Below are 16,824 nucleotides of genomic sequence, written 5' to 3'. Positions count from 1 at the left end.
AAATGGCTATTTTTTTTATACTTTAAAAGGTTCAATGTTATAAAACATCAGCATAAATGATTCCATAATTCTATAGTGAAAAACGGGAAACTCTCCACCTCACAAAACATTGTATTAAAACAATATAAACATCACCGATGGCGCTGTATCCCTTCACTATTGGGGAATGCAAACATACGAAATTCAGGCATCATTATTACTGATGTGCTTCAAAATGCGAAAATCTTCACCGGAAGGATTCTGAAAAACACGCAACCCGAATTCAGGTAGCACAGCCAGAATATGATCGAAGATATCGGCCTGCAGTTCTTCGTAGTTTGCCCACCGCTGATCCTTGCTGAACACATAAATCTCGACAGGAATTCCTTTTTCAGTTGGTTGCAAGTGACGAATCAGAAAGGTCATCTCATCATGTACGCCAGGATGGGCATGCAAATAAGCCTCGAGATACTTGCGGAAAATTCCCAGATTGGTTTGTCGCCTGCCGGAAACATAATCACGCTCATCGAGCTGTTTCGCCCGGTTATATTCTTTTACCTCCTCTTCTTTCTTTTCTACATATTCCCTGATAAGCGAGAATTGGCGAAGATGTTCCAGCAACTTAGTGTCAGCAAAACGCACCGTCGTCATATCAATATTAATGGACCGCTTGATACGGCGTCCGCCTGATTCCTCCATCCCAATCCAGTTGGTCATCGAGCCCGAAACCAACGCATAGGTTGGAATGGTTGTAATGGTTTTGTCCCAGTTTTGAACTTTCACCGATGTGAGGGAAATATCTTCCACGGTTCCATCGGCATTGTACGAGGGGAGTGAAACCCAATCTCCGGGCTTCACCATTTTATTAGCAGCCAGTTGAATACTGGCAACGAAACCAAGAATAGGATCTTTAAATACAAACATTAGCACGGCAGCCATGGCCCCCAAACCGGTAAAAAGGTTTCCCGGACTTTTCGAGATCAAAACAGAAATCAAAAAGATAGCGCCAACAAAGTAGAGCAGCAGCTTCATCAACTGCACATATCCCTTGATAGGGCGTTCTTTCGAGAAAGGATACGTCTGGTATATATCGAGAGATGCTGTTAACAATCTATTCAGCAAGGCAATGATGACAACAATCAGATAAATTCTCGCCAAGCCATTTAATATTTCATCCATCCAATGAATATCACTCCCGGCAAAGTTGGAGGCCCAACCGATAATCATAACCGGAGCAATATGTGCCAGCACATTAAAGACCCGGTTCTTAAACAAAATATCGTCCCACTCGAAACGGGTGCGTTTCACAATTTTGGAAAAAATACCGCGCAATGCAGCACGCAAAATCAAATGGAAAATACCAGAAAGAGCTGCGATACTGAGAAGAACGACAAGTGCCGAAAAAAACACAGCCATCTGCTCATTTTGAGAAACATCGAGAAAGAGGTTCTTGATCCAATTATAATATGTTGACATTTTTATGCTTTTAAATAAAAAAGGTTGATTAATTTACCGTCCACGAAAACAAAAATAACTAAAGATACCTTCATGAAAAACATCCTTGTAAACATACTTTTCATATTATTGCCCTTTTCTGCTATGTCCTCTCCCCGATTCGGACAATATTTTGTGGATGGAGCACTTCGCTTTGACTATTTACTTGCCGGAAACGACAAAACCGTTCATGTTTTCCCTGCTACCACTAAACGGGAAAAGTTCTGGAGTGGTTCCCATGATTATTTGGTTGATACGTTGAACCTGGGAGCTTATCGTTACAGAGTATTCGATAAAAAAAGCGGCAAATTGATTTTCAGCCGCGGCTTTGCGCCCCTTTTCCAGGAATGGCAAACTACAGCGGAAGCAAAAAAACAAGAGCGTTCGTTTTACCAGGTGCTTCGTTTTCCCTTTCCCAAAAATGAAGTCAGTCTTGAAATTGACCAACGAAACTGGGACGGCAAATTTGTTTCGGTTTTTCAGACCGATATCGACCCGAAAAACTATTTCATCATCAATGAAGCACCGGCGAAAGAAAAAGTGGTTGATATTGTGAATTCCGGTAAACCGGAAAATCATGTCGACATTGCCATTTTAGCCGAAGGTTACACAGCCGACCAGATGGACAAGTTTGTCCGCGATGCCACCCGCATGACCAATTACCTTTTCACCGTATCGCCGTTTTCTGAAAACAAAAATAAATTCAACGTTTATGCGGTGGAAACGCCATCGGTTGACTCCGGGACCGATATTCCCGGCCAGCATGTATACAAAAACACCGCTTTCAATACAACCTTCTACACATTCGATGTGCCACGCTATCTGACCACGACCGACATGAAATCAGTCAGTGATGCCGCTGCATGTGTTCCTTATGACCAGGTAATCGTGCTGGTCAACTCGGTTAAGTACGGCGGAGGTGGATTTTACAATTTCATCAACGTTTGTACAGCCGACCACAACTTGTCGAAACTGGTATTTGTACATGAATTCGGGCACGGATTTGCCGGACTTGGCGATGAATATTACACTTCGACAGTAGCATACGAAGATTATTACAATCTGAAAGTGGAGCCATGGGAACCCAATTTGACGACTCTGGTCGACTTTGGAAAGAAATGGAAAGACATGGTTGCTCCTTCCACACCAATTCCGACACCACGCACTCCGGAATACAAAAACAAAGTAGGTGCTTTCGAAGGCGGAGGTTATATGAGTAAAGGAGTTTACAGTCCGTACGAAGACTGCCGGATGAAATCCAACGAAGCACCAGGTTTTTGTCCTGTTTGTAAAAGGGCCATCACCCGGGTCATCGATACGTACACAAAATAATCGTATTCCGATAGCAATAAAAAAGGGCTGCAAATTACTGCAGCCCTTTTTTGTCCATCAACCAGCTATCATCTCTTCTTACTCTTTCGTTTCTCTTTTCCGTTCAATCAAATGAACAACGATAAGTGACAAGCCTCCAAAAAGGAAGATCATAGAAGGATAAGCAACTTCTTCAGCTAAAACATTCGCAGAAGATAAAGCCGATGCCAAAATGATTCCAACTGCGATACCGACCATAAACATTCCCCACTTAAATATATTGGAAACTCGATCGGGATTTTGAAACAAGGAAGCATCAGCTCCTTTTTCAATCATCGCCAGACGCTCACGATTACGTGTAGAATAGTACACGTAAAGAATTCCGAATAACATGGCAAAAAAGCCAATCGGAACTAATATCGATACAACAAATGGTGCCATAACACATGATTTTTAATTCAACATTCTGCCCTTTTGACGCCGGGGTTTTTCAACAGGTTACACATTCTATTCATTTTTTTTGACATCTGAAATCCATTCTTAAGAAAGATATTACGCAACGTCAGTTACATTTTTGGAGTCTTTATTGTAAATTTATTCAGTAACGTGTAACGAATCTACATTGGGCATCGTCTAATAGGTCAGAAATGGTAACCAACAAAGACGAATATTACATCCGGGAAATTTTAAATGGCGATCCCGGTTCGTTTTCTCACCTGGTTGAAAAGTACAAAGACTTAGCTTTTCATGTTTCTCTGAAGATATTACTCAACAGAGAAGAGGCAGAGGAAGCGGCGCAGGACGCATTTATAAAAGCCTATCGTGCTTTGCCGTCGTTTAAAGGTGGCGCTGCATTCAAAACGTGGTTTTACCGGATTGTTTATAACAATGCCATTTCAAGACTTCGTTCATCACAAAATAAAAGAGATGTCAGTCTCGAAGACGTTCGAATCACTGACGGGGAAGTAGAAGAAACCGAAACGGCTCTGAGTCGTTTAAGTTCAGAAGAAAGACAACAATATCTTCAGGCAGCACTGAATAAAATGGCTCCAGAAGATCGCAGTCTACTGGTGATGTTTTACTTCGACGAGCTCTCGGTTACCGAAATAACCGAGGTCACCAATCTGACCGAGTCGAATGTGAAGGTGAAACTTCACCGGGGACGAAAGAAACTTTTTGAGTTATTGAAGGGTATTTTGAAGGACGAGATAATTTCGATATTATGAGCACCAACGACAAATTACAGGAGTGGTTCCATGAAATGCCGGAGGAGAAAGCCCCCGGAGATTTCAATCGGAAGGTCATGCAGGAAATTATGACGGAGTGGTCAAAAAATCCCACGGCTTACAAACCGATCATTAGTCGAAAAGCCTGGTGGATTGTTGGAATTTTCTTCTTCCTGCTGATCATTGTGCTTTTCATGTTGAAAAATGCCATGGGCGTTGCCGATTCAACTGTCGATTCACAAACCGTTGCCGGCGTCAACCTGGAATATATTTGGACATTTATCGCCGACTTCTTTGAGAAACTGAACCGAATATCGCCGGCTGTCGGTGTTGGAGCACTCAGTATTATTGCCCTTTGGTTCTTCGACCAGCTTTATACCCGAATGGCACGACACAATTAAACAAATACAATCCATCATAAATGAGAAATCCTTCGTTTTAAAATGAAGGATTTTTTTATGCCCAATGAAATAAGATTCTTTCAATCGATGTCTGATTAGTCAAAAAACCACCAAAAACACCACTTTCACTTTTAATTCATAACCAAAAGCGTTTCTATTTCAATTTTCGTGAAGTCAATTCTCCGTTTTAGCATAGTTGTAATACATGTTCATATATTGATTTCTTGACCATTACATGAATTTAAGTTTACTTTTATGCTGTACAACATACAACTTTCATTTTGTTACTTAAATGAATAAAACCGAATATAACCGAAATCAAAAATCCATTGAACACTTCCAAGAAATCGAAAACCTGAATCGCCTAATTTAAAAGATAAAGTAGACACATTTTTGCAACACTCACCAATGGTATTTTCCCTTTCAAAAAGCGATTGCGGAATTCAAAAAAAGTAGTTGATTTGCATCATCAATTACAATTTAAAACCAGTTAAACACACACTAAAAATTCTAAGTCATGAAAAACTTGAAGCAATATTTCGCAATTACAATCATGGCATTGGTTATATCACTCTTCAGCAATACAACATTTGCCATTGGTAATGAAAACAGCAATGATTTGAATGATTTCAAAATCACAGCTGTTGAAAATATGGGAACCAGCCATACCGATGTATGGAACCTGGAATATTCCAATTCAGCTAACAGTATTAAAATTGTAAAATCGGTTGAGAAAGGTGTAACTCAATACATCGTTCGTGGTAAATTCCTCGAGGTACGTTATGTATCTTCAAAGAAAGGTTTTGGAGCACGCCTGATTAAAAATTCTGAGGCTCATGTACCCAGCGCTATTCGCGACAACGTTATTAACCTGGCAGCCGTTAAACAGCAACGCATTATCAGTTCAGAACCTGTAGACGATCAAACAGCGCTCAGTCTCATTGCAGCATACCTGCCTGAGTTGGTAAACAACAATTACAAGCACATTTTACAGTAAGTATTCACACAGGATTAAACGATGTAAAGCCTTCCGGTAACCGGAAGGCTTTTTTTATGTTCGGACCGCATCCACAATTGTCAGAAAGGTTATAATTTTGTTGAAAATAAAACGTCTATGCTCGACCTACTTTACCACCGTCGCAGTACGAGAAAATTTCTCGACAAACCGGTTGAAGTTGAAAAAGTTAAACAACTCATCACCGCCGGTTTACTGGCACCGTCTTCGAAAAATAATCGTCCCTGGGAATTTCTGCTTGTCGACGACGCCGACCAACTAAAAGCCATGGCCTATACCAAGCCTCATGGTTCATCTTTTCTGGCCAATGCTCCATTAGCGATCATCATTTTGGGTGCACCCGGAAAGAGTGATGTTTGGGTTGAAGACTGCTCCATCGCGTCGACACTCATTCAAGTAGAAGCTGAGTCCCTTGGGCTGGGTTCGTGCTGGGTGCAGGTCCGCAACCGCTCGCATGACGAGGAGATTAGCGCAACTCAGTATTTGAGGCGCCATTTTGATATTCCGGCTGATATGGAAGTTCTCTCCATTATAGGAATTGGCTACAAAGGACAGGAAAGAACGCCTCTTGATGATGACGACCTGATTTGGTCAAAAGTCAGAAAGAACAGTTACGATTCGAAGATGAAATTCTGAAAAACATTTCTTCTGCAAAGAAAAAGAGAAGCCAAAACTGACTTCTCTTTTTTTATCCGTTGCAACATATTTTTTTTCTTACATATATAAGCGCAGCATTTCCTGGTCACTTGTCCCTGTTGTCAGGGTCTTTTTCTTCAATGTGCTGTCTTTCCCCATGTATTCAAACTGGTAAGTTGTTTCTTTCTTCAAACAAAAGGGCAAAAGTCGATTCATATCATCAGTTGGCGACGGAGAGAATTCAAAATCGACTTGCTCCCCATCGTGTGTAACAGTTATTTTTTCATGCACCCGGTTATTACTGTCGTCTTCTGGCGCTTTCGGGTCCTTCAACAACACAACCCCTACCCACAACTCGTCTTTTTCCAATTGTTTATTGGCCATTTCTTTGCGGTACAGGTCGATGTAACGTTGGGTCACATCAACGCCATGTACATAAGTCGCCTGCTCATCCCAAACCAACGGATACACCATCCCGGTAGGCTTATAAGATGTAGCATAAATGCGATGCTCCGGTTGTTCGGGATCTGCTTTCCCGGCATCAGCCAGAAACCAGCTTTTGTTTAGTGCGTCCATATAGTACTCGGTGAAGTACCATTTCCCGTCAATCCAAACTTCTACCCAGGTGTGATTGCCCCGCATATTGGTCCACATGGGCGTTCCGGCAATGCGGGCGGGAATTCCAACCGCGCGAAAAGCGTCCACAAGCAAAATGGAAAGACCGGTGCAGGTTGCCATTCCTTGCTGAATGGATTCATACGGTGCCTGGTCAACTTTTTTCCGTTTGGTATTGTACTCCACCTTCAGCACGTCTTTGATGTGTCGGTTAACGCTGTCAATCGCCGCCCGGACATCCGGAGCTTTTTTTACCAACGGTTCAAACCAGTTGTAAAAATCCTCCCGCCAACACTGGCGCTTTTCTGAAAGAACAGCGTAGGGCAGAACGTCGTTATAAAAAATGGAATCGGGTAATGCAGCGCACCATTTGAATTTATCACGGGCTTGAAAAGCTTTGTCCACGTTCTTTATCAAAAACTCAGCGGAAAGACATTTCAAATCACGCTCAGGCATATAACCAATCAGAAAAGCCATCGCCTGCTTTTCATTATGACTCGCGTCTTTCAGCGCGATTTTTAACTCATTTTTGTTATCGTCCGCTTTCCGAAGGGCCTTACGAACGAGCTGTCTCTCTTGTTTGCTCAGGTCACGATGCCATGAATCATGGCAAGAAGTAGTAAAACCGGCAAGTAGTAGGATGATTAGTATTCGATACATCGATATGTTTAACTAAATAATATTTTCACGAATTAAGATATTTTTACCTGCCTCGCAAAATATTTGGTAAAACAATAATGGTCTGGTTTTCAGAAGAGCTTAATTCATATTGAATCCAAATCCATACAATAATGTTACTCTTTACTTTGTGTCTTTTACGCTCCCACAAGAAATCAAGTTAATGCCGCCTCAAGGTAGCACCACACTTCAACCGAAATCAAAAATCTGTTTTCTCTGACAAAAAGTTAAGAATTGTTAGAATTGACGACAAAGTTGAATTGTTTATTGAAGATTTATAAACATTTATCTTATTTTTGAAAAAGGAAAAATTAGCGACCATGACACATAAACACCATCTCGACGAAATCGATCTGAAAATACTGGATATCATTAGCCAGAACGCCCGTATACCTTTTAAGGATGTTGCCGCTGAATGTGGAATTTCCCGTGCAGCTGTGCACCAACGGGTCAATCGAATGATCGAGATGCAGGTCATCACCGGGTCAGGTTACAATATCGATCCGAAGAAAGTAGATTACCACACCTGTACGTATATTGGAATTTTCCTGGACAAAGGAGAGTTATACCATAAAGTTGCCCGGGAATTAATGTCGATTCGCGAAATTGTTGAGTGTCATTATACCACAGGTCAGTACGCGATTTTTGCGAAGGTTTATGCCCGGAACAACGAGCATTTGAAAGAAATTCTAAACGATAAAATCCAGCGGATTTCAGGGATTACCAGTACAGAAACCTTTATCTCGCTGGAAGAAACGTTCAACCGACAGGTTCCCATTTACAAGGATTAGGAACTTGCCTGCATACGCTGACGAACAGCTTCGAAAATTAACACCGATGCCGCTACCGAAACGTTCAGCGAAGCAATCTGCCCGAATTGCGGAATTTTAACCCACTCATCAGCGAACTTCAATAATTCAGGTTCAATGCCTTTATCTTCCGCTCCCATAACAATAGCCGTCGGCTCCTGCATTGAAGTTTCGAAATAATTTTTGTCACCCTTTTCGGTCGCAGCCAGAATGTGTAAACCGCTTTCCTGAAGAAACACAATGGCTTCGCGAAGACTTTTCACCCGGCAAACCGGAATCATATTCAAAGCACCAGCGGATGTTTTCAGCGCATCTGCATTTACCTGCGCAGCACCTTTTTCGGGAACAACGATGGCATGGGCTCCGGCCACCTCGGCCGATCGGGCAATGGCTCCAAAATTCCGAACATCCGAGATCTTGTCGAGTACCAATATCAGCGGAACTTCGCCTTTTTCGTAAATTCCGGGAATAATATTTTCAATTTTCTGGTAGGTAATCGGAGAAAGAAAGGCGAGTACTCCCTGATGGTTCTTCCGGGTAATCCGGTCGATACGTTCAATCGGAACATTCTGAACCGGAATGTCCATCTCCCGGACAAGAGAGAACAACTCACGTGATAACTCGTTGGAAAGCCCCTTTCTTACCAGGATTTTCTCTATTTCTTTGCCCGATTTAATCGCCTCGATAACAGCGCGTGTGCCAAACACGTAAGTGCTTTTATCGATTGGGGCACGATGATGTCTTACCACGTTTTTTTTGCGTTCCATTCTTCCAGTTCTTCAGTTGTTTCCTCCCAGTTCTCCATCTCTTTATCCAGATCTTCCTTTTTCCGGGAATAAGTTGAGAGTAATTGCTCCATATCTTCACTATCAGGATTGGCTAACCGCCCGTCCATCTCCTCAATCTCAGTTTCCAGCGAGGTAATCTTCTCCTCTGCTTCACTCAATTGTTTCTCCAGCCGCGAAATGGTCCGGTTAACATCCTTCCGCTCTTCGTAACTAAGCTCCGGGCCATCGTTTTTCTTCTCTTCTTTTTCGACGACCTGCTGAGTTGATTGATTATTATTTTTTCGCTCCAGTTCTTTCAGTGAGTCCATCTTCTTCCGACGGAGGAATTCATAAATACCGCCCAGATGCTGCTTCACTTTCTTATCACGAAACTCGTAAACCACATCCACCAGACCATCAAGAAATTCACGGTCATGCGAAACGAGTAACAAGGTTCCATCGTAATCCTGAAGCGCTTGTTTCAGAATATCTTTCGAGTGCATATCCAGATGGTTCGTCGGCTCATCGAGTACCAGGAAGTTCACCGGTTCCAACAACAAACGAATCATCGCTAAGCGAGAGCGTTCACCACCCGAGAGCACCTTTACTTTCTTATCGACATCTTCGCCGCTGAACATGAACGCACCAAGAATATCCCGAATTTTTGTCCGGACATCACCTACAGCAATCCTGTCGATGATATCGAATGCCGTTGCATTCTCATCCAACAACGAAGCCTGATTTTGGGCAAAGTATCCGATTTTCACATTATGCCCCAACTTAGCATGACCATTGAACTCCAGTTCTTGCATAATGATCCGCGCCAGCGTGGTTTTCCCTTCACCATTTTTCCCGACAAAAGCCACACGATTGCCCCGCTCGATGGTCAAATCAATGTCTTTCAGCACCAGGTTATCACCGTAACTTTTGCTCATTTGTTTTGCCTCGAAAACGACGTTACCGGAACGCGGCGACGGCGGAAACTTGATATTCAGCGAACGAACGTCCTCTTCATCGATCTCGATGCGGTCGATCTTTTCCAGCTGCTTAATACGGGATTGCACCTGAACTGCTTTCGTCGCCTTATAGCGAAAACGTTCAATGAACTCCTCCGTATCCTGAATCATTTTTTGCTGATTGCGATAAGCCGCCATCTGCTGTTCGCGGCGCTCTTTGCGCAACTCAACATATTTCGAGTAACTAACTTTGTAATCATACACATTACCCAGCGAAATTTCCACCGTCCGGTTGGTCACATTATCGAGAAATGCACGGTCGTGCGAAACCAGTACCACCGCTCCGGCGTAATCTTTCAGGAAGTTCTCCAGCCACTGAATTGATTCGATATCCAGGTGGTTGGTCGGCTCATCGAGCAGAAAAACATTCGGCTTGGCCAGCAAAATTTTCGCGAGCTCGATACGCATTCGCCAACCTCCGGAAAACTCAGTCGTTTGCCGATTGAAATCCGAACGTTTAAATCCGAGACCAACCAGCGTTTGCTCAATATCGGCATGAAAATTACCACCTCCCAGCAGTTGAAAACGGTCATTCGCTTCGGTAACTTCCTCTATGATTTTGTGGTAGCCCTCCGACTCATAATCTTCGCGGGTAGCCAACTGATGATTCAGATGCTCTATGCGTTTTTCCAGTCCTACAATCTCGTCGAAGGCCGTAACCGCTTCTTCCATCACCGTTTTTCCATCGGCTGTCACCATGTGCTGCGGTAAATAGCCAATGCGAAAATCTCCCGGTTTTACCACCCTGCCGGAGCTGGGTTGCATTTGCCCGGAGAAAATTTTCAGCAGTGTCGATTTACCGGCACCATTTCGTCCAACCAGACCAATCCGGTCCCGCGGATTCACGATAAAACTTATCTGCTTGAATAATTCAAATCCACCAAATTCGAGGTGTAAATCTTCGACTGAAATCATAAAAACACTGCTTCTTCTAAAATTGGGACAAAGATAACAGAATTTACAGGGCTCCCATTGGTTGGTTCGGATTATCAACCACGGTTTTTGTTCTCTCCCTGCAAGAAATTACCCACTCAAAATCAAACCTTTTGGTCGATTACAATAAGCGCTCACAGTACCCGATGAATTTATATCTTTGGGAAAATTTAAAACCGAAGATTTTGGGCAGAAGAAGAAAGCCGTTACCGCTTTACGAAAAGGTAACCATTGCGGATGTAGGAGCTGAAGGAAAAGCAGTTGCGAAAGTGGATGATGTCGTCATTTTCACCACGCACGTGGTACCGGGCGACGTTGTCGATTTACAGGTTTTCAAAAAAAGGCGCCGTTTCATGGAAGCGCGTGTGGTCAATATTCACGAATATTCCGACGAACGCACCGAAGCGTTTTGTCAGCATTTTGGGACCTGTGGCGGTTGCAAATGGCAGTTCTTACCTTACGATAAACAACTTTTCTATAAAGAAAAACAGGTCACCGATCAGCTGACGCGCATCGGACATGTTGAATTGCCCGAAATTACGCCCATCAAAGGTTCCGAAAAAACGACTTTCTACCGAAACAAGCTCGAATTTACGTTCTCTAACAAACGCTGGCTTACGCAGGAAGAGATTGATACGCAGAAAACCTTTGAGAACATGAACGCTTTGGGATTTCATATTCCCGGAATGTTCGATAAAGTGCTGGACATTGAAAAATGCTGGCTTCAGACTGAATCTTCCAACGCCATCCGGAATGAAATCAGAGCGTATGCTTTGCAGAACGACCTCTCCTTTTTCGATATCCGAAACCAGGAAGGCTTTTTGCGTAACCTGATTATCCGGACGGCCAGTACCGGCGAGTTGATGGTCATTGTTTCATTCTTCCACGAAAGTGAAGAAAAACGAGTTGCTTTGCTGAAACATGTGAAAACAAAGTTCCCTGAAATCACGTCGCTGATGTACGTGATTAACGAGAAAGCCAACGATACGATCACCGACCAGGAGATTATCTGCTATTCGGGACGTGATCACATTTTCGAAGAGATGGAAGGTTTACGGTTCAAAATAGGGCCGAAATCGTTCTACCAAACCAATTCGGAGCAGGCATATGAACTGTACAAAATTGCCCGCGACTATGCTTCCCTTTCGGGAGACGAAGTGGTTTACGACCTGTATACCGGAACCGGAACCATAGCCAATTTCGTCGCCGGAAAAGCGAAGAAAGTAGTTGGAATCGAATATGTGCCGGAAGCCATCGAAGATGCGAAAGTGAATTCGGAACTAAATGACATTCAGAATACGTCCTTTTTTGCCGGAGATATGAAAGCCATTTTAACGCCGGAATTCGTTGAGCAAAATGGACAGCCGGCTCTCATCATCACCGATCCGCCTCGCGCCGGCATGCACGACGATGTAATAAAAGTAATTCTTCAGGCTGCACCGAAAAAAATTGTTTATGTAAGCTGCAACCCCGCCACGCAGGCACGCGACCTGAACTTGCTCGATGAGGGATATAAAGTGGTAAAAGTTCAGCCCGTCGATATGTTTCCTCATACACACCACGTGGAAAATGTGGTATTGCTCGAAAAACGGGAAAACGAATGAGATAATTTTCCGCTAAGCGGAACAAAATAAAAAAACGCCGGTTGGAAGCAACAAACTTCTGACCGGCGTTTTTTAGTATATCGCTAAGTTATTACGACTGGTCTTTCAAAACCACATCGTGCGCTCCACCTTCCACAATACTGGTCGATGAAACCAACGTTATCTTACCATTCTCCTGCAACTCTTTCACCGACAAAACACCGCAGCTGCACATGGTCGATTTGATTTTTCCCAGGGTAATATCCAGGTTGTCCTTCAGTTTTCCGGCATACGGCACGTAGCTATCAACGCCTTCCTCGAACTTCAGGTTTTCGCTGCCGCCCATGTCGTAACGCTGCCAGTTGCGGGCACGGTTCGAACCTTCGCCCCAGTATTCCTTCATGTAGTTGCTACCTATTTTCAACTTCCGGGTCGGACTTTCGTCGAAGCGGGCGAAATAGCGCCCCATCATCAGGAAGTCAGCTCCCATGGCCAATGCCAGCACCATGTGATAATCGTGCACAATGCCGCCGTCACTACTAATCGGGACGTAAATACCGGTTTCCCGGAAATATTCATCGCGAGCTTCAGCAACTTCAATCAGTGCCGTTGCCTGTCCACGGCCAATTCCTTTCGTTTCGCGGGTAATACAAATCGAGCCACCGCCGATTCCGACTTTCACGAAATCAGCGCCAGCCTCTACCAAATAGCGGAAACCTTCTTTATCGACGACGTTTCCGGCTCCCACTTTTACGTCGTCGCCGTAAGTCTTCTTAATATACTGAAGCGTTTCGCCCTGCCATTCAGAGAAACCGTCGGATGAATCGATACACATCACATCCACACCAGCTTCGAGCAGTGCAGGAACCCGTTCTTTATAATCGCGTGTGTTTATACCGGCACCGACCATCAACTTTTTGCTGCTGTCTGACAATTCGTTGGGATTGTCCTTGTGATCGTCATAATCCTTGCGGAATACGAAGTACTGCAGCTTTTGATTTTCATCGATAATCGGGAGACTATTCAACTTGTTCTCCCAGATAATATCATTGGCTTCGTTCAGCGAAATCCCCAATTTACCGACAAATAAATCTGAAAACGGAGTCATAAACTCTTTTACTGGTTTGTCGAGACTGTCTCTGGAAACGCGATAATCGCGACTGGTTACTACCCCCATCAGAACACCGTTCGGAGTTCCATCGTTGGTAATTCCTACCGTAGAGTGACCGGTTTTTCTCTTCAATGCAATAACATCAGCCAGTGTATGTTCGGGAGTGAGGTTTGAGTCACTTATCACGAAACCAGCTTTGAATTTTTTCACTCTTCTCACCATTTCAGCCTGCGTATCAATCGGCTGAGAACCAAAAATGAAGGACAAACCTCCATTTCGCGCCAGTGCAATTGCCAGATTATGGTCGGAAACCGACTGCATAATGGCTGAAACAAACGGGATATTCAGTTGGAGAGAGGGCGTTTCTCCTTTCCGGTACTTGACCAGTGGAGCGTTCAGCGAAACATTATTGGGAGTACACTCTTTCGTTGTAAGTCCGGGAATCAGGAGGTACTCGTTAAATGTCCGGGATACTTCGTTATAATACTGGGCCATATCGATTGGATTGTTGTGTGTTAATGCACGCTATTGCTTTGAAAAATTTCGCAAAGGTAACCAACCCAGTCTTAAATTACAAAATATTGATATGATTTCGATACTGCCAAAGCTGACAATTATTTCGGAACAGAAGGAGAATTACTGCTTCGTTTGATTTCGATAAAGAAAGTAGAACCTTTGCCCAGCTTGCTCTCCAGCCATATTTTACCACCGCTTTTTTCCACAAAATTCCGGCAAAGTTTCAAGCCCAGTCCGTTTCCACGTTCACCCCGGACACCATTGGTGGTAAAATACTTTTCTTCACTGAAAATCTTCGATTGGTCTTCCGGTTTTATTCCAACGCCTGTATCGGTGACATACAAAATAACATGGCCATTGGTTTTCGAAACTCCCATCTCAATATAACCGCCCGATGGGGTAAATTTCAAGGCATTGGAAAACAGATTACGAATGACCATCTTCAACATCTGGTAATCACTATATACAGTTGTCTCCGGTGAACAGGCATTCACCAGGTTGATATTCATTTCCCGGGCATCAGGTTGAAAAAACGTGATGATTTCGTTACCCAAATCATACACATTAATCGTCGTGTAATACACAGTTGTTGTATTCAGCTGCTGCCGTGTCCACGACAGGAGATCTTCTACCATATTCAGCGCCCTGTCTGTCAGCTGCATGTTATCCCGGATCAGCTCGCGCTTTTCCTCTTCCGACAATTCATCAACGGAAAGCAACTCCAGGATATTGTAGAGCGACATCATCGGACTTTTAATATCATGCGAAATAATTGAGATGAGTTTATTCTTGAAGGCATTCTCCTTTTCGAGTAACTTATTTTGCTCCGTTATTTCGTTATTATTTGAAATCAGTGCGTTGTTCAGTCTCGACTTCAACCGGGAACGATAGAACAAGAGAATGGATATCAGCAACACACTGATGATGGTAATGATCGATAGAAAAATCAGTATTCGCTGTTGTTCCAGCTTCAAACGGACGTTAGCCAGCACCTGTTTGTCGAGCTGCTGACGCTGCATCAGGATTTTATTGGCCGTCTCCTTTTTCTGCAATTCATAAAGGAAAGCAAAATTGCGGGTTGTTTTATTATTGATGGTGTCCTGGTACTGAGCGTTATACTTACTATATAAATCATAGAATTTCAACGCCTTGCCTGTATTACCTGCCGCCCGATAATTATCAGCAATCAGCTTGCTGGTTTCGGGCAAGAGGTTCAACATATTATTACTAACAGCGAGTTGGTATGCTTCATTCGCATATTGGGCAGCCAGATGAAATTGATTGTGATTTTCGTAGTACCGGGCCATTTGCATACATCCCTCACCAAGGACATCATAAATATGAAATTTGCGAGCCAGCTCAATTGACTTACTAATTTCTTTGTAGGAAACTTTGGCATTTCCAAGGTTTCGATGTATTAAGCCCAGGTTCAGGTATATAATGGAATGCAGATAAGACTCATATTGTCCGGCAAGGAGTGCATTTGCCGCCTTGGTGTATTTTAATGCTTTTGCATTTTCATTATTCTCATAATACAAATTACCAATATTGATAAGTGCAGTAGCCTGCATATTCTGGTAATTAAGCGAATCCGCTAACTTTCCTACCTTTTGGTAATACTCCATAGCCAATGAATCGTTACCCAGATAGAGATAAATGTTGGCCAGATTATTTAGTGGTTCCAGGTAGTATTCTTTACTTTTCAATCTCTCGAGGGTATCAAGAGCAGCACGATAATACTGTAGCGCCATCGAATAATTTCCCCGAATATCAAATGCCTTTCCGAGGTTATTATACAATACCGCCATGTATTTCTTATTATTCCTCTTCCTGGCAATCTCCAGAGCCTCTTTAAGGTAATTAATGCCCGTCTCGGAATTATGCCGGTCAATCATCGCATTTCCTAAGTTAATCATAGCAGGTAATGCTGCAATCGCATCATGCCTTAGCTGTGCAATATGTAATGACTTACTGTAGTAGTAAAATGCAGAGTCCCGGCGACCTTTTATCTGCATGATCTTGCCTTTCGCATTCAGAACTACTGCCAACAGGGAAGAATCATTCAGCTGCAGAGCATAAGTTCCTGCCAGATTCGACAAACTATCCGCCAGGTGGATATTACCTTTCACAGCTTCCTGCCCTGCTACATGTGCCATTACCGACACCACAGAATCTGGAGTCACTTTTGACACCGAGTCAATTTTACCCAATAGCTCGGGCAAAATCACCCGTGATGAGTCGTAAGCACTAGTCAGATACTTGTCATATTTCGTAACAAGCGCACGCAACTCACTCTTGGGTTGCTGCCTATTTTGTTCACTTCCATCTTTGGAATGGCATCCCGAAACAATGAGTAAAAGAATCCCAACAATAACTCTGGTTACCGAAAATGAGTGTACAGTTTTATAATGTCTCCCCTCCAATATTTTCCTAATATTTAAAGTGTTGATATAACAACCTTTCTAATTCAAAACGAAATTAATCAGCCTGCCATGAGATAATCCGCATACAGGTAAAGGGAAAACGATGATTCGTATAAATTTATTTTACAAAACTCCCACAATCTGCGCTCTGACAATGTAGTTCACTAACCAGAAAAGAGTTAGAAAATAGTTTGGTTTCATTCTATACAGAGAAGCAGTAAAAATATGAGCCCAAGAGCAGTAAAGGATGAGTATAGGATAAATTGAAAAGAAGAAGATGAATAAAATCCCCAAAAACGTTAACTCTTTTT

The 16,824-nt window shown here is 43.1% G+C and carries 14 protein-coding genes; 7 read left to right on the top strand and 7 right to left on the bottom strand.

What is annotated here, in order from left to right; translation table 11 throughout:
- Nucleotides 1-183 precede the first annotated feature (183 nt).
- A complete protein-coding gene (locus tag AC060N_RS03925) occupies nt 184-1,455 on the bottom strand; it encodes a mechanosensitive ion channel family protein (protein ID WP_479525968.1) in 1,272 nt (423 codons plus the stop codon).
- Between the two features lie 72 nt (nt 1,456-1,527).
- Here AC060N_RS03925 and AC060N_RS03920 point away from each other — a divergent pair, with 72 nt between their 5' ends.
- Nucleotides 1,528-2,805 carry a M64 family metallopeptidase gene (locus AC060N_RS03920; protein ID WP_479525967.1) on the top strand — a complete coding sequence of 426 codons (1,278 nt, stop codon included), beginning with the start codon at nt 1,528-1,530 and terminating at the stop codon, nt 2,803-2,805.
- A 78-nt stretch (nt 2,806-2,883) separates the two neighbouring features.
- Here the strand turns inward: AC060N_RS03920 and AC060N_RS03915 are convergent, their stop codons facing one another.
- Nucleotides 2,884-3,225, bottom strand: coding sequence for a DUF6249 domain-containing protein (locus AC060N_RS03915; protein ID WP_106542460.1), 342 nt, complete (start codon nt 3,223-3,225; stop codon nt 2,884-2,886).
- Nucleotides 3,226-3,431: 206 nt separating this feature from the next.
- Between AC060N_RS03915 and AC060N_RS03910 the strand changes: the two genes are divergently transcribed.
- From AC060N_RS03910 to AC060N_RS03895, 4 genes are all read left to right on the top strand, one after another.
- Nucleotides 3,432-4,010, top strand: coding sequence for an RNA polymerase sigma factor (locus AC060N_RS03910; RefSeq protein ID WP_479525966.1), 579 nt, complete (start codon nt 3,432-3,434; stop codon nt 4,008-4,010).
- Nucleotides 4,007-4,411 carry a hypothetical protein gene (locus tag AC060N_RS03905; protein WP_479525965.1) on the top strand — a complete coding sequence of 135 codons (405 nt, stop codon included), beginning with the start codon at nt 4,007-4,009 and terminating at the stop codon, nt 4,409-4,411. The genes AC060N_RS03910 and AC060N_RS03905 overlap by 4 nt, the downstream gene beginning before the upstream one ends.
- Nucleotides 4,412-4,928: 517 nt before the next feature.
- Complete coding sequence (locus tag AC060N_RS03900) at nt 4,929-5,408, top strand: hypothetical protein (protein WP_463230638.1); 480 nt, start codon at nt 4,929-4,931, stop codon at nt 5,406-5,408.
- A gap of 117 nt (nt 5,409-5,525) precedes the next feature.
- Nucleotides 5,526-6,062 carry a nitroreductase family protein gene (locus AC060N_RS03895; protein WP_479525964.1) on the top strand — a complete coding sequence of 179 codons (537 nt, stop codon included), beginning with the start codon at nt 5,526-5,528 and terminating at the stop codon, nt 6,060-6,062.
- Between the two features lie 78 nt (nt 6,063-6,140).
- Here AC060N_RS03895 and AC060N_RS03890 read toward each other — a convergent pair whose 3' ends face one another.
- A complete protein-coding gene (locus AC060N_RS03890; RefSeq protein ID WP_479525963.1) occupies nt 6,141-7,337 on the bottom strand; it encodes a transglutaminase-like domain-containing protein in 1,197 nt (398 codons plus the stop codon).
- Between the two features lie 338 nt (nt 7,338-7,675).
- On the opposite strand from AC060N_RS03890, the gene AC060N_RS03885 reads away from it, so the two are divergent.
- On the top strand, nt 7,676-8,146 hold the full coding sequence (locus AC060N_RS03885; RefSeq protein WP_106542466.1) for an Lrp/AsnC family transcriptional regulator: 471 nt from the start codon (nt 7,676-7,678) through the stop codon (nt 8,144-8,146).
- On the opposite strand, the gene rlmB is transcribed toward AC060N_RS03885, so the two are convergent.
- The gene (rlmB, locus tag AC060N_RS03880) at nt 8,143-8,931 is read right to left on the bottom strand and encodes a 23S rRNA (guanosine(2251)-2'-O)-methyltransferase RlmB (protein ID WP_106542467.1); all 789 of its coding nucleotides are present in this window, start codon (nt 8,929-8,931) and stop codon (nt 8,143-8,145) included. The genes AC060N_RS03885 and rlmB overlap by 4 nt on opposite strands.
- On the bottom strand, nt 8,907-10,862 hold the full coding sequence (locus AC060N_RS03875) for an ABC-F family ATP-binding cassette domain-containing protein (RefSeq protein ID WP_479525962.1): 1,956 nt from the start codon (nt 10,860-10,862) through the stop codon (nt 8,907-8,909). The genes rlmB and AC060N_RS03875 overlap by 25 nt, the downstream gene beginning before the upstream one ends.
- Before the next feature lie 203 nt (nt 10,863-11,065).
- Between AC060N_RS03875 and rlmD the strand changes: the two genes are divergently transcribed.
- Nucleotides 11,066-12,484, top strand: coding sequence for a 23S rRNA (uracil(1939)-C(5))-methyltransferase RlmD (gene rlmD, locus AC060N_RS03870; protein WP_479525961.1), 1,419 nt, complete (start codon nt 11,066-11,068; stop codon nt 12,482-12,484).
- A 91-nt stretch (nt 12,485-12,575) separates the two neighbouring features.
- Here rlmD and AC060N_RS03865 read toward each other — a convergent pair whose 3' ends face one another.
- Together AC060N_RS03865 and AC060N_RS03860 are read right to left on the bottom strand one after the other, a co-directional pair.
- On the bottom strand, nt 12,576-14,069 hold the full coding sequence (locus AC060N_RS03865; protein WP_479525960.1) for an IMP dehydrogenase: 1,494 nt from the start codon (nt 14,067-14,069) through the stop codon (nt 12,576-12,578).
- A gap of 119 nt (nt 14,070-14,188) precedes the next feature.
- Nucleotides 14,189-16,378: a tetratricopeptide repeat-containing sensor histidine kinase gene (locus AC060N_RS03860; protein ID WP_479525959.1), complete on the bottom strand. Its 2,190-nt coding sequence runs from the start codon at nt 16,376-16,378 to the stop codon at nt 14,189-14,191.
- Nucleotides 16,379-16,824 lie beyond the last annotated feature (446 nt).

Source organism: Prolixibacter sp. DSM 2831, from assembly GCF_056493735.1.
The sequence above is the reverse complement of the archived record's forward strand: the minus strand, read 5'-3'. Positions and strand labels throughout refer to the sequence as shown.